At 65.0% G+C, this 12,959-nt stretch carries 10 protein-coding genes; 3 read left to right on the forward strand and 7 right to left on the reverse strand.

Going from position 1 to position 12,959, the window contains the following annotated elements; all coding sequences use genetic code 11:
* Positions 1-48 precede the first annotated feature (48 nt).
* On the forward strand, positions 49-906 hold the full coding sequence (locus SOM28_RS05395) for an HDOD domain-containing protein (RefSeq protein ID WP_123071896.1): 858 nt from the start codon (positions 49-51) through the stop codon (positions 904-906).
* A gap of 68 nt (positions 907-974) precedes the next feature.
* A complete protein-coding gene (locus tag SOM28_RS05400; RefSeq protein WP_123071897.1) occupies positions 975-2,150 on the forward strand; it encodes a tetratricopeptide repeat protein in 1,176 nt (391 codons plus the stop codon).
* Here the strand turns inward: SOM28_RS05400 and SOM28_RS05405 are convergent.
* The 7 genes from SOM28_RS05405 to SOM28_RS05435 all read right to left on the reverse strand — a co-directional run bounded on the left by SOM28_RS05405 (position 2,147) and on the right by SOM28_RS05435 (position 11,807).
* Positions 2,147-2,656 (reverse strand): DNA-deoxyinosine glycosylase, encoded by a 510-nt coding sequence (locus SOM28_RS05405; protein ID WP_123071898.1) that lies wholly within the window; start codon positions 2,654-2,656, stop codon positions 2,147-2,149. The genes SOM28_RS05400 and SOM28_RS05405 overlap by 4 nt on opposite strands.
* A gap of 224 nt (positions 2,657-2,880) precedes the next feature.
* A complete protein-coding gene (locus SOM28_RS05410; protein ID WP_123071899.1) occupies positions 2,881-4,152 on the reverse strand; it encodes a glucan 1,4-alpha-maltotetraohydrolase domain-containing protein in 1,272 nt (423 codons plus the stop codon).
* A 273-nt stretch (positions 4,153-4,425) separates the two neighbouring features.
* Positions 4,426-5,925, reverse strand: coding sequence for an efflux transporter outer membrane subunit (locus SOM28_RS05415; RefSeq protein ID WP_123071900.1), 1,500 nt, complete (start codon positions 5,923-5,925; stop codon positions 4,426-4,428).
* 1 nt (position 5,926) lies between these two features.
* Positions 5,927-9,106, reverse strand: coding sequence for an efflux RND transporter permease subunit (locus SOM28_RS05420; RefSeq protein WP_320467467.1), 3,180 nt, complete (start codon positions 9,104-9,106; stop codon positions 5,927-5,929).
* Positions 9,107-9,112: 6 nt separating this feature from the next.
* Positions 9,113-10,339 carry an efflux RND transporter periplasmic adaptor subunit gene (locus SOM28_RS05425; protein ID WP_320467468.1) on the reverse strand — a complete coding sequence of 409 codons (1,227 nt, stop codon included), beginning with the start codon at positions 10,337-10,339 and terminating at the stop codon, positions 9,113-9,115.
* Between the two features lie 398 nt (positions 10,340-10,737).
* Entirely contained in the window at positions 10,738-11,583 is an 846-nt protein-coding gene (locus SOM28_RS05430; protein ID WP_147933221.1) for an alpha/beta hydrolase, read from the reverse strand.
* A complete protein-coding gene (locus SOM28_RS05435; RefSeq protein ID WP_109348049.1) occupies positions 11,580-11,807 on the reverse strand; it encodes a hypothetical protein in 228 nt (75 codons plus the stop codon). Before SOM28_RS05435 ends, SOM28_RS05430 begins: the two co-directional genes overlap by 4 nt.
* A 153-nt stretch (positions 11,808-11,960) precedes the next feature.
* Here SOM28_RS05435 and SOM28_RS05440 point away from each other — a divergent pair, with 153 nt between their 5' ends.
* The gene (locus SOM28_RS05440; protein WP_320467469.1) at positions 11,961-12,920 is read left to right on the forward strand and encodes a LysR family transcriptional regulator; all 960 of its coding nucleotides are present in this window, start codon (positions 11,961-11,963) and stop codon (positions 12,918-12,920) included.
* Positions 12,921-12,959: the final 39 nt, after the last annotated feature.

Consider the following 12,959-nt stretch of genomic DNA (forward strand, 5'->3'; position numbering starts at 1 on the left):
GGCAGGGTCCTCCGCATTTCCGCGAAGCCCATTCGCGCCTCTACCTCCATGAACACCGTCGTCGAGCCCATTCCGCAGATCGACCAGGTCGATGCCCTGATCAAGTCGATCCGCATCCCGCCTCGGCCCAGCCTGCTCGCCGACCTGCAGCGCGAACTGGCGGCGGAAGATCCGTCGCTGGACGCCATCGGCAAGATCGTGGCGAGCGACGTCGGCATGTCCGGCGCCCTCCTGAAACTTGCCAATTCGGCCATCTATGGCGGCCGGCGCAAGGCCAAGTCGATCGAGCAGGCCATCCTGTTCCTCGGTATTAACCAGGTGGCGGCCCTGATGACCGGCCTGCTGGCGCGCCAGGCGATTCCCGCCAACAGCGCGGCCCTGGCCAGCTTCTGGGACATCTCGACCCGCCGCGCGCACGCGATGGTGTTCCTGTCGCGCCGCCTGCGCATGGGCGAGGCCGACGTGGCCCACACCTTCGGCCTGTTCTGCGATACCGGCGTGCCGCTACTGATGGAGCGTTTCAAGGATTACAACGTCACCTATGGCGCGGCCTCGCTCGAAGCGGTCCGCCCCTTCACCGCACTCGAAGTAGAACGCCACGACACCAGCCACGCCGCCGTCGGCTGCCTGCTGGCGCGTAACTGGGGCCTATCGGACCACGTGTCGTGGGCCATCCTGCACCACCACGACTACGCCGTGATCGACGACGCATCGACGGCATCGCCGGTGCGTTCGCTGGTCGCGCTGTCGCTGTTGGCGGAGAACGCGATCTGCCGCTACCAAGGCCACGCAGAGTCGAACGAGTGGAACAAGGGCGGCGCCGCGGCCTGCGCCTATCTGGGTTTGTCGGACGAAGAAACCGCCGAGATCCTGGACGAATTGCTGGAAGCCTTCCACGAGGATTGACGCACTTTACTTCTGCCTGACGCAAGCGGATACTGGGATGTAAATACCCGCGCGTACAGGGAGGAGACATGAAGCGCCTCGTGACCGGACTGCTGTCGCTGTCCTTGCTGCTGGGCGGCTGCGCCAGTACCGCCCCCACCTCCCCGCCACCCGCGCTGTTCGCCGATGAGCGCTTCGCGCCGCCGTCCGAAGCGGTCGGCGCACAAGACCTGTTCGCGCTCAGTCCCGCGATGCGCGACTACCTGCACAGCGCCACCTTCACCCAGCGCCTGCGCAGCAAGGGCATGCGCCAGGGCCTGCTCGACGCGCTGTACAGCAAGACCGACCTGAAACTCGAATACGAGTCGCGCATCACGCGCACCGCCAGCGAAACGTATGAGGCGCGCATGGGCAACTGCCTGTCGCTGGTCATCATGACGGCCGCCTTCGCGAAGGAACTCGGGATGCCGGTGCGCTTCCAGAGCGTGGAGGTGGCGGACAGCTGGAGCCGCACCGCCGGCATCTATCTGTCGAGCGCCCACATCAACATCGGCCTTGGACAGCATGCGTCCGACGTCCTGCGCGGCTACGACCCCGAACGGGTGCTGGTGGTCGATTTCATCCCGCGCGACGAAGCCGCGAGCCTGCGCACCCGCGAGCTCGAAGAAGAAGACGTCGTCGCCCTCTACCTGAACAACCGCGCCGCCGAAGCGCTGATACAGGACCGTATCGATGACGCCTACTGGTGGGCACGCGCGGCGGTGGCGGCGCGTCCCGGAACGGCGACCACGCTCAATACGCTGGCCGTGATCTACCACCGCCATGGCGAACTGGCGCTGGCCGAGCGCACCTTCCAGGCCGCGCTGGCGCGCGAACCCGAGAACCTGTCGGTGCTGCGCAACCTGGAGCCGCTGCTGCTGACGCTGGGCCGGCCGCTGGAAGCGCAGGCGCTGGCCAAAAGGATCGCGTCGATCGAACCGACGCCGCCGTATCATTATTTTGATAAGGGCATGGTGGCGCTCAAGGCGGGCGACTTCGACCAGGCCGTCGTCGACTTCGCACGCGAGGTGAAACGGGCGCCGTACAACGACGAGTTCAGGTTCTGGCTGGGGATCGCACACTTGAGGCTCGGGCATCTGGCCGACGCGCGTGAGCATATTGCGCTGGCGGTGGATCACAGCACGCGGGGGGATATGCGGGAGGTGTATTCAGCCAAGCTGGCGCATTTGCGCAAGGTGGCGACAACGGGGACGCGGCTTCGCTAGCCGCGCTGCTCGTCGCCCCGCAGTCGCGACCACACATCCAGCTTCTGTTCGAACGACATCGCCATATGCGCTGGCGAACTCGATGGCAACACGACGGTACGATAAGCAGCTGCTGCGAATTGCGACGCGAATTTGCCCGACGCCTGGCCGTTGAAGCCGACCGTCTCGAGCAAGGGGCACAGCTCGCGCAGTCGGTCGAAGTCATTGGCAGCCGGCTTGCGGATCGCCGAATCCAGACTGCCGACCCGCTCGCACTCGCCCAGCACATCCCACAGGCCGATACCATGCGCCAGCAGGCGCGGCAAGCGTTCGATGTAAGGCAGCGCCGCCAGGTCGTCGTCCACGACGCTGGAAATCAGGCGCCAGAATTGGTTGCGCGGATGGGCGTAATACTGGCCGGCGGCCAGTGAAGCGGCACCAGGGAAACTGCCCAGGACGAGGATGCGTACGCCGGCATCGAGGACCGGCGCCAGGCCGGTGAGAGTGGGGACGGTTGCGTTCTGCATGGAGGCATTGTAGCGATAGGCAGCCCTGACAGCTTGAAACCCGGCGCCAACGACGGGCCTATCTGCGCCAGCGTATCGAGGACAGTCAGGTTCGCAGGCCTGGCAAAAAACCGTGGAAAGAATGATCTACCCGGTTGTGTTGCTGGCCGGATTTGCACGTACCACTGATTTCTTGCTTAGAAAGGTAGTCGGCCACCGCGTGGCAGCCGGTTCAGAGACGGATCTTACTTGATCCACACCGCGTAATTATTCCCCGACGTCTGCAGCACCCACCCACTTCCCGCCGGACTCCAGCTGTTCGGCCCGATCTTCATCGCCAGCTGGCGCGTATTGCCGCTGATGATCGCCGCATACAGCCCCTGGGTCGCCTGCTGGATCGCCACCGGCGACGTCGAATGCACGCCCGCCGCGCGCCGCGCCGCCATCAGCGCCGAAATCGGCGTCTTCAGGTTCCAGTTATAGATGTGCGGGTAATACACGGTCGGGATGCCCGGATGGCTCAGCACATAGGCATACCCTTCCATCACCGAGCCGCACGGTACCGACCAGTGGTTCTGGCCATTGCCGCAGCTTTCGGACGGACCGGTGTCGTGGTTGTCCACGAAGGTCACCGCCATCGCCGGCCACCAGCCCAGGGCGCCTTGCGGCTTGCCAGACGCATCGCGCAGGCGCCAGTAGTTGCCGTTGGCCAGCGCATCGTTGAGCAAGCCCTTGGTGGTGAAATCGAAGGCGCCGCAGCTGCTCCCGGTGCCGTCGATCCAGTTCATGATCTGCTGGCGATGGGAATCGATATTGTTCAGGTTTAGGTCGGTCCACAACTCGCCCACGCAGAACTCGGCGCCGAAGGCGTTCGCATACTGGCCGGCGTAGCCCGGACTGAAGCCCTTCACGTAATCGAAGCGGATGCCGCTGAAGCCGACCGGCTTGAGGGTGTGGTTGAGCCAGTTGATGATGCCGTTCTGGACTTCGCCCACATTGCGATGGTCGATGTCGCGGGCGGCACTGAAGCCGTCGCCGGTGTCCGGGTTACCGAGTCCGCAATTGCACTCATCGTTATTGACGATGGCGTGCGTGGTCCAGTTCGGGTTGGTGAGATCCGACCACCCGGTGCTGCCCACGCGGTGGTTGACCACGATGTCGGCCACCGCCTTGATGCCGTTATTGGTGAAGGCCCGCACCACATTGGTCAGCTCGGCCGAGCTGCCGTAGCGCGAGCTCAGCACATTGAGCTGGCGCGGCAGGTAACCCTCGGCCGCCGCCGAGTCGGATGGCGGTGGGAACCAGACGTGGGTGAACCCCATCGTTTTCAGGTCGCCCACGTTGGCGTGGAGCGTGTTATACCAATTGGGACTGCTGTAATTGGCGGAATGCCAGTGAAAGCCCTGTAGCAGGACGGCCTGGCTGTTACCGGACTGCGCCGGCGGGGTCGCGGCGCCAGCGCCGGCGCATACGCCCATGACGCTTGCCGCGAGCATGGCGGTGATGCTCTTCTTCATAATTTGTCTCCTCTTATTTTATGTACGATTCGAAGGGATTCCTTCAACATCGCTTGCCGTCGGCGCTCCTCCTCACTGCGTAGATTAACTACCTGCTGCTTGAAGCCATCCCCGCTATCAACGAGCTCGACAGGTAAAGTCTCGTTCCACCTCATCAATGTGTCAATTGAATCCGGGTGAAATATGTAGTTTTGCTACCTCAAGCATAAAAAAGCGGCGGTACGCTCACACGCACCGCCGCAAAGGGCAAAACAAACGCCAGGGGTATTTAGATCAACGCTGTGCCAGGTTCGTAGTGCCCGCCTGCGCCGCATCCCAGCCGCCACCCAGCGACCGGATCAGCGCCACAGTCGTCAGCGCGCGGTCGCCGCGCAGCTGCACTGCAGAACGCTCCACCGCCGCCAGGTTACGCTGCGCATCGAGCAGTTCCAGGTAGCTCGAGCGGCCCGCGTCATACAGCTTCTGCGCCAGGTCGGCCGAGCGGCGCGCCGAGACCACGGCGGCGTCGATCTGGGCCGACTGGCCGGCCAGGATGCGCAGGCCGGCCAGGTTGTCCTCGACTTCGGCAAACGCCACCAGCACGCTCTGGCGATAGGTGCCCACCGATTCCTCGAGCGCCGCTTCGCTGCGCAGCACGTTGTTGCGGTTGCGGCCACCGTCGATCAGCGGCATCGATGCCAGCGCGCCGACCACCCACGAGCGGCTGCTCCACTTGAACACTTCCGAGAACACGCCGCCCACGCCGCCGCCATCGGCGCTGATGGTCAGCGCCGGGAACATGGCGCCGCGCGCCACGCCGATGCGGGCATTGGACGCTTCCATGGCACGCTGGGCGGCGACGATGTCGGGACGGCGCTCCAGCAGCGACGACGGCAGGCCGGCGGGAATCGCCGGCATCAGGCTCGCATCGAGCAGAGGGCTCGGGCCGGCCACGTAGTCGGCCGCCGGCTTGCCCAGCAAGACGGCAAGCGCGTGCTCGGTGGTGGCGCGCTGGCGCTGTACGCCGATCGCTTCGGCGCGGGCAGTCGCCAGCTCGGTGCGGGCGCGCGACAGGTCGAATTCGCCGATGTCGCCCAGGTCGAAGCGGCGCTGGGTCACGCCCACGCTCTCTTCACGCAGGCGCACGGTCTGGTCCACCGTCACGAGTTCGGCGTCCAGCGCGCGTAGCCTGAAATAGGTCTGGGCCACGTCGGCCTGCAGCGCCAGCAGCACCGAGCGGAAGTTCGCCTCGGACGTCGCCGCGTCGCCGCGCGCCGCCGACACGCCGGCCGCCACGCGGCCGAACAGGTCGACCTCGTAGCTTGCCGAGAGGCGCGCGGTATAGCTGTTGCGCGCTTCGGTGTCGGTGCCCTGCGGCAGGTTCGATTCCAGCGGCGACAGGCGTGCGCGCTGGGCGCCGATGCCGATCCCCACTTGCGGGATGCGGTCGGCTTCGGCAATGCCGGCGATGGCCCGCGCCTGCTTGACGCGGCTGGCCGCGACCGACAGGTTGGCGTTGTTGGCGGCGGCTTCCTCGATCAGCGCGGTGAGCGCCGGGTCGTTGAAGGCCAGCCACCACTGGCCGCGCGGCTGGGCTTCGGCCGGCTGCGCCGGCTTCCAGCGCGCGCCGTCGACGCCTGCGACTTCCACGTCGGCCGCGGCCGGCGCCTGCGACTCGCGGAAGGCGGTCGGGGTGGCGACGTGCGGCTGGACGAAGTCCGGCGTGGCGCAGGCGGTGAGCAGCAGTGCCGCCAGCAGCGGCGCGACGCCGCGTCGAATGAATGGATTATTCATCTCAATGTACTCCTTCCGTGCTATGCGCCACGGCGGGCGCCTTCGCAGGTTTTTCAAAGCGCTTGGCCAGCATGCGCAGCAGCACGTAGAACAGCGGCGTCAGGAACAGGCCGAAGAAGGTCACGCCCAGCATGCCCCAGAACACGGCGATACCGATCGCGTGGCGCATCTCCGCGCCGGCGCCGCTCGAGAACACCAGCGGCACCACGCCGGCGATGAAGGCGATCGACGTCATCAGGATCGGACGCAGACGCAGGCGGGAAGCTTCCAGCGCGGCGTCGATCACGCTGCGGCCATGGTCTTCGAGTTCGCGAGCGAATTCCACGATCAGGATCGCGTTCTTCGAGGCCAGCCCCACCAGCACGAACAGCGCGATCTGGGTGAACACATTGTTGTCGCCACCCGACAGCTTGACGCCGGCCAGCGCGCACAGGATCGACATCGGCACGATCAGGATCACCGACAGCGGCAGGGTCCAGCTTTCGTACTGTGCGGCCAGCACCAGGAACACCAGCAGCACGCACAGCGGGAACACATAGATCATGGTGTTACCCGACAGGATGTCCTGGTAGGTCAGCTCGGTCCATTCATACGACACGCCCTTCGGCAGCGTCTCTTTCGCGATCTGTTCCATGATGGCTTGCGCCTGGCCCGACGACACGCCCGGAGCGGCGCCGCCATTGAGCTCAGCCGACACATAGCCGTTGTAGCGCGTCACGCGGTCCGGACCATAGGTGTCCTTCACCCGCATCACCGACGACAGCGGAATCATCTCGCCGGTATTGCTGCGCACCTTCAGCTGCTCGATCTGCTCGCGGTGCGAACGGAACTCGGCGTCAGCCTGCACGCGCACCTGGTAGGTACGGCCGAACTGGTTGAAGTCGTTCACGTACACCGAACCGAGATTCACCTGCAAGGTCTGGTTGATCGCGGACAGCGGCACGCCCAGCTGCTTGGCTTTCACGCGGTCGATGTCGGCGAACAGCTGCGGCACGTTGATCTGGAAGCCCGAGAACACGCCGGCCAGCTCAGGGGTCTGCCAGGCGCGTGCCTGCACTGCCTGCACCGCGTTGTTCAACTCGTCGTAGCCGACGTTGCCGCGGTCTTCGATCATCATCTTGAAGCCGCCGGTGGTGCCCAGGCCGTTCACCGGCGGTGGCGACAGCACCAGCACGAAGGCGTCTTCGACGGCGCCCATGCGCTTGTTGATCTCGGCCGCGATGGCGTCCGCGCTCATGTCCTTGCCCTTGCGATCCTTGAACGGCTTCAGGCTGGTGAACACGATGCCGGCATTCGGCGCATTGGTGAAGCCGTTGATCGACAGGCCCGGGAAGGCGATCGACGATTCCACGCCCGGGATTTCCTTGGCGATGGACGACATCTGGCGGATCACGGCTTCGGTACGGTCGAGCGAAGCGGCGTCCGGCAGCTGGGCGAAGCCGATCAGGTAGGCTTTATCCTGCTGCGGCACGAAGCCCGGCGGCACCGCCTTGAACATGAATACGGCGGCCACGGCCAGCGCCAGGTAGACGCCGATGGCGGCGGTCTTGCGGCGCAGGACGCCCTTCACGCCGTCTTCGTACTTCTCGGACGAACGGGCGAAGAAGCGGTTGAACACGCCAAAGAAACGGCCGAACACGGCGTCGATCATGCGCGTCAGGCGGTCTTTCGGCGCGTGATGCGGCTGCAGGATCGAGGCCGACAGGGCCGGCGCCAGGGTCAGCGACACGAAGGCCGAGATCACGGTCGAAATCGCGATGGTCAGGGCGAACTGGCGGTAGAACTGGCCGGTCAGGCCCGCCACGAAGGCGATCGGCACGAACACCGCGCACAGCACCAGTGCGATGGCGATGATCGGACCGGAGACTTCCTTCATCGCCTGGATAGTCGCATCGTGCGGCGTCAAGCCATTCGCGATATTCCGTTCGACGTTTTCCACCACCACGATCGCATCGTCGACCACGATACCGATCGCCAGCACCAGGCCGAACAGCGACAGGGTGTTGATCGAGAAGCCGAAGGCCAGCATCACGGCGAAAGTACCCACCACCGAGACCGGCACCGCCAGCAGCGGGATGATCGAGGCGCGCCAGGTTTGCAGGAAGATGATGACGACCAGCGCCACCAGCACCACGGCTTCGAGCAGGGTCTTGACCACCGAATCGATCGATTCGCGCACGAACTGGGTCGGGTCATACACGATCGAATACTCGACGCCCTGCGGGAAATCCTTCGCCAGCTCGTCCATCGTGGCGCGCACGTCGCTTGATAATTGCAGGTCGTTGGCGCCAGGGGCGGCGAAGATCGGAATCGCTACCGCCGACTTGTTGTTCAGCAGCGAGCGCAGTGCATACGAGCTGGAACCGAGTTCCAGGCGCGCCACGTCCTTGAGCAGGGTGGTGCCGCCGTCGGCATTGGTCTTGAGGACGATGTCGCCGAATTCCTCGACGCTCTGCAGGCGGCCCACCGTGTTGACGGTCAGCTGGAAGTCGGCGTCCTTGGCCGGACCCTGGCCGATCACGCCGGCCGCGACCTGCACGTTCTGTTCGCGGATCGCGTCGACCACATCGCCCGCGGTCAGGTTGCGCGCTGCCACCTTCTGCGGATCGAGCCAGACCCGCATTGCGTATTCGCCGGAACCGAACAGCTGCACCTCGCCCATGCCATTGATGCGGGCCAGCTGGTCCTTGACGTTCAGCACCGCGTAGTTGCGCAGGTACAGGTCATCGTATTGGCCATTGGGCGAATTCAGGTGGACCACCATGGTGATGTTGGGCGACGATTTCACCGTGGTCACGCCGATCTGGCGCACCTCTTCCGGCAGGCGCGGCAAGGCGCGCTGGACCCGGTTCTGCACCGCGGTCTCGGCCTGCTCGACGTTGGTGCCGATCTTGAAGGTGACGGTCAGCATCAGCGCACCATCCGAGGTGTTTTGCGAGGACATGTACAGCATGTCCTCGACGCCGTTGATCTGTTCTTCAAGCGGCGTGGCCACGGTTTCGGCGATCACCTTCGGGTTCGCGCCAGGATACTGGGCGCGCACCACCACCGAAGGCGGCACCACTTCCGGGTACTCCGAGATCGGCAGCTGGAAGATCGAAATCAGGCCGCCGACGAAGATGATCACCGACAGCACCGCCGCGAAGATCGGCTTGTCGACAAAAAATCTGGAAAAGTTCATGTTCGATTACTCCTTGACGTCGGCCAGCGCCACTTTGGCGTCCTTGGCCGCCGGGGCTGCGGCCGCGGGGGCCACCATCGGCACGGTTTGGGCGGCGATCGGCGCGCCGGGACGCACGCGCTGCAGGCCGTTGACGACGATCTTCTCGCCCGGTTTCAGGCCTTCGCGCACCACGCGCAAGCCATCGTCCAGTGGTCCGAGCTTGACGGCGCGGTATTCGGCCTTGCCCTCTTTGTCGACCACGTAGACGAATTTGCGGTCCTGGTCGGTGTTGATGGCGCGGTCCTGGATCAGGATCTGCTGGGTCGGCGCACCGCCGGCGATCTGGACGCGGGCGAACAGGCCTGGCGCCAGCTGGCGGTCGGCATTGGCCAGGGTGGCGCGCATGCGCACGCTGCCGCTGCGGCTATCGAGCTGGTTGTCGACGAATTCGAGCTTGCCGCTGTGCGGGAAGCCTTCTTCGCCGGCCAGGCCGACCTTCACGTCGACCGGCTGGCCGGCGTGGGTACGGCGGCTCACGCGCAGATAGGTGTTTTCGTCGCCGTCGAAGCTGGCGTAGATGCGGTCCAGCGACACCACCGAGGTCAGTACCGCGCTGGCGTCGACCAGGTTGCCGAGGGTGATTTCGGCTTTCGAGACGCGGCCGTCGATCGGGGCGGTGACGCGGGTATAGGCCAGGTTCAGGCGCGCGGCTTCGTGTTCGGCGGCGGCGGCGCGGGCGGTGGCGTCGAGTTCCTTCTGGCCGGCGTCGCGCTCGTCGAACTCGCGTTGGGCAATGGCTTTATCGCCCAGCAGACGCTCGGCGCGCTGCAGCTCCAGGCGCGCCAGGTCGGCGCGGGCGCGGGCCGCGGCGGCGGCGGCCTGGGTGCGGTCGGACTCGGCCTGGTAAGGACGCGGGTCGATCACGAACAGCACATCGCCCTTCTTGACTTCGGCGCCCGGTTTGAAATTGACGGCGGTGATGTAGCCCGAGACGCGCGAACGGATCTCGACCACGTCGATCGCTTCCAGGCGGCCCGAGAATTCCTGGGTCTCGAGGACGGGTTTTTGCAGGACCACGGCGGCGGACACCGGCGGCGCCGGAGGTGCGGCCGGTGCATCGTTGCTATTGGCGTCGGCGCAGCCGGTCACACCGGCGCCGACCACGCCGGCAAGCGCCAGCGCAGCGACGATCACGCGCAGGTTGCCCTGCAACAGACCTTTTGTTTTGCCCAGTTCTGGTTGGTTATTCATGATTAACCCTTCTTATTAAACACGATTGAAAAGACAATAAAACCCCGTCCGGCGTCGTCGACTTGTCGAGTCGAGCGAAACGCTGGCGAAAAGAAGCCCCTTCCGCGCCGCAGCGCGGAAAAAAGTTCAGTATCTGGATGGAGCGCGGCCGGTCAGTTCATGCCGGCGGCGCCGGGCTCAGGCCCGTGGACAGTCGCGCGCTGCTTGCAACCGCCGGCCCCGTGCCTGCTCGTTGTGATTCATGGCGACCCTCCTTTGTAGATTTACTCTTACTTACCCACATAAACTGCGAAAGACGCAGTTACAGCGGTTCCCCCACCAGTGCGCCTGGCACGGTGTCTTGCGATACGATTGTGTGCCCGGCGCGGCCAGGCGTCAGGTGGACTGGTGCTGAGCGGTCAGGCGCCTCCGCGCCCTTCCAGCCGCGCGAGGAAGCTGGAGATTTCAAGCATTGCCTGCACCTTGCAGGCGCACTCGTTGCGCCCGTTCGGATCCTGCAGGTCCGGTGCGGCCATGCGGCGCACGGTGGTGCAGATGCCGGCATTGATCAGTTTTGCGCCGTATTGTTCGGCCTCGTCGCGCAATGGGTCGTCTTCGGCCGACAAGATCAGGGCCGGGGCCAGGTTCTTGAGACGGCTCGAGTGCAGCGGCGCCGCATACGGATGCGAGCGGTCGGCCGCATGCGGCAGATAGCCGCGGTAGGCGGCCGCACATACGGTAGCCGCTTTTTCGCGATCGGCACAATAGGTCATTTGGCGCATCGAACCGGTAGAGAGGGCCGGGTCGAGCATCGGCATGACCAGGATCTGGCCGGCAAGGGCCGGGCCGCCGCGGTCGCGCGACATCAGCGCGCACACCGCAGCCAGATTGGCGCCGGCTTCGATGCCGGCCGTAACCATCTGCTTGCCATTCCAGCCCAGCTTGGTCTTGTTCTTCTTGGCCCACTGCAGCACGGCGTGGGCATCCTCGACCGCGGCCGGGAACGGGCTCACAGTCGCCAGCGTATAGGTGGTGGCCAGCACCAGCGGCAGGTGGTCGCATTCGGCCAGGCTGCGCAGGAAGTCGTCGCACTCGTCCAGGTCGCCGCTGTCGAAGCCGCCGCCGTGGAAGTACACCACCAGCATGTCGCGTTTGGCGGCAGGGCCGGCGGCATACAGCCGTGCGGCCAGGGGGCCGGTGGCGCCACCGACCTCGAGCTCGCGCACCTTCAGGGTGCGGTCGACGGCTTCCAGCACGGCGCTCATCGGGCGCCGCCCTGTTTCTGGAGCTCGACGATGCGCTCGTCGACGCCGGCGCAATCGCCCACGCAGCTCATCTGCATTTCGAGGGACAGCGCATGGAAACCACGTGCCTCGGCGCCGGCGGCGCGCGAGTAGGCATCGGTGCAGAGCAGTGCCGCCAGTGCGACGCCGCTCAAGGCGACTGCTACCGTGGTAAAGATTCCGTTCTGAATGTTCCGATGGCTCATGGCCTGCTCCGTCTTCCTGGTCAATACATTGTTGCGATGCACACATAATAGTCTTCATCTACAATCAGATAAAGATGGCAATACCGAATTGATTGTTCGGATTGCTGAACAATCCTCGCATTTTGCTCTACCCTTTGATCCGGAGAACAGGATATGAACAAACTCCAGGCCATGGAAGTATTCGTGCAAGTGGTCGATGCCGGCAGCTTTACGCGCGCCGCCGAGACCCTGCAATTGCCCAAGGCGACGGTATCGACGCTGATCCAATCGCTGGAATCCTCGCTCGCTTCCAAGCTCTTGCACCGCACCACGCGCCATGTGTCGGTGACGTCGGACGGCGCCGCCTATTATGAGCGCTGCGTGCGCATCCTGTCGGACGTGCGCGATGCTGAGGAATCGCTGTCGCGCCACCGCTTCAGCCCCAGCGGGCGCCTGCGGGTGGATACGCCAACCGGCCTGACCTCCGAGATCCTCATCCCCGCCCTGCCCGACTTCTTCGAGCGCTATCCGGACATCACGCTCGAGCTCGGCACCACCGACCGACCGGTCGACCTGATCGAGGAAGGCGTCGATTGCGCCGTCCGTGGTGGGGAGTTGCTGGACACCAACCTGATCGCACGGCGGGTCGGGGTGATCAACTTCGTGACCGCCGCCTCGCCCGCCTATGTGGAACGGTATGGCATGCCGATGCACCCGCGCGACCTCGAGCGCCATCGCTGTGTCAATTATTTCTCGGCCAGGAATGGCAAGATCCTGAATTGGGACTACAGCCACGATGGCGAGCGCATCGAGATGACCTTGCCCGGCGTCATCGCCCTGAACGATTCGAGCGCCTATGTCCAGGCGGGATTGTCCGGCTTGGGCGTGATCAATATGACGGACTACCTGCTCAACGAATACCTGGCCACCGGCAAAATGGTGCGCCTGCTGCCCGAATGGCGCTGCGACCCGCTGCCGGTGCACGTCGTCTATCCGCACAACCGCCACCTGTCGGCCAAGGTGCGGGTGTTCGTCGAATGGATCTCGGAACTGTTCGCGAACCATCCGAACCTGCGCCTGCAGCCGGCCGACACCGCGGCGCCCGTGCCGGCTCTGCCATCAGGGGCGCGGTAGACGGGACAAGGTAACTGAAGCGGGCGTAGAATCGTCGGC

It is taken from the genome of Massilia sp. CFBP9026 (genome assembly GCF_034045165.1).
Classification (GTDB): domain Bacteria; phylum Pseudomonadota; class Gammaproteobacteria; order Burkholderiales; family Burkholderiaceae_D; genus Telluria; species Telluria arenae.

Bases quoted from the DNA above. Each gene is read 5' to 3' on its own strand.
- SOM28_RS05395 (WP_123071896.1), top strand. From the start codon at position 49: ATGAACACCGTCGTCGAGCCCATTCCGCAGATCGACCAGGTCGATGCC.
- SOM28_RS05400 (WP_123071897.1), top strand. From the start codon at position 975: ATGAAGCGCCTCGTGACCGGACTGCTGTCGCTGTCCTTGCTGCTGGGC.
- SOM28_RS05405 (WP_123071898.1), bottom strand. From the start codon at position 2,656: ATGCAGAACGCAACCGTCCCCACTCTCACCGGCCTGGCGCCGGTCCTC.
- SOM28_RS05410 (WP_123071899.1), bottom strand. From the start codon at position 4,152: ATGAAGAAGAGCATCACCGCCATGCTCGCGGCAAGCGTCATGGGCGTA.
- SOM28_RS05415 (WP_123071900.1), bottom strand. From the start codon at position 5,925: ATGAATAATCCATTCATTCGACGCGGCGTCGCGCCGCTGCTGGCGGCA.
- SOM28_RS05420 (WP_320467467.1), bottom strand. From the start codon at position 9,106: ATGAACTTTTCCAGATTTTTTGTCGACAAGCCGATCTTCGCGGCGGTG.
- SOM28_RS05425 (WP_320467468.1), bottom strand. From the start codon at position 10,339: ATGAATAACCAACCAGAACTGGGCAAAACAAAAGGTCTGTTGCAGGGC.
- SOM28_RS05430 (WP_147933221.1), bottom strand. From the start codon at position 11,583: ATGAGCGCCGTGCTGGAAGCCGTCGACCGCACCCTGAAGGTGCGCGAG.
- SOM28_RS05435 (WP_109348049.1), bottom strand. From the start codon at position 11,807: ATGAGCCATCGGAACATTCAGAACGGAATCTTTACCACGGTAGCAGTC.
- SOM28_RS05440 (WP_320467469.1), top strand. From the start codon at position 11,961: ATGAACAAACTCCAGGCCATGGAAGTATTCGTGCAAGTGGTCGATGCC.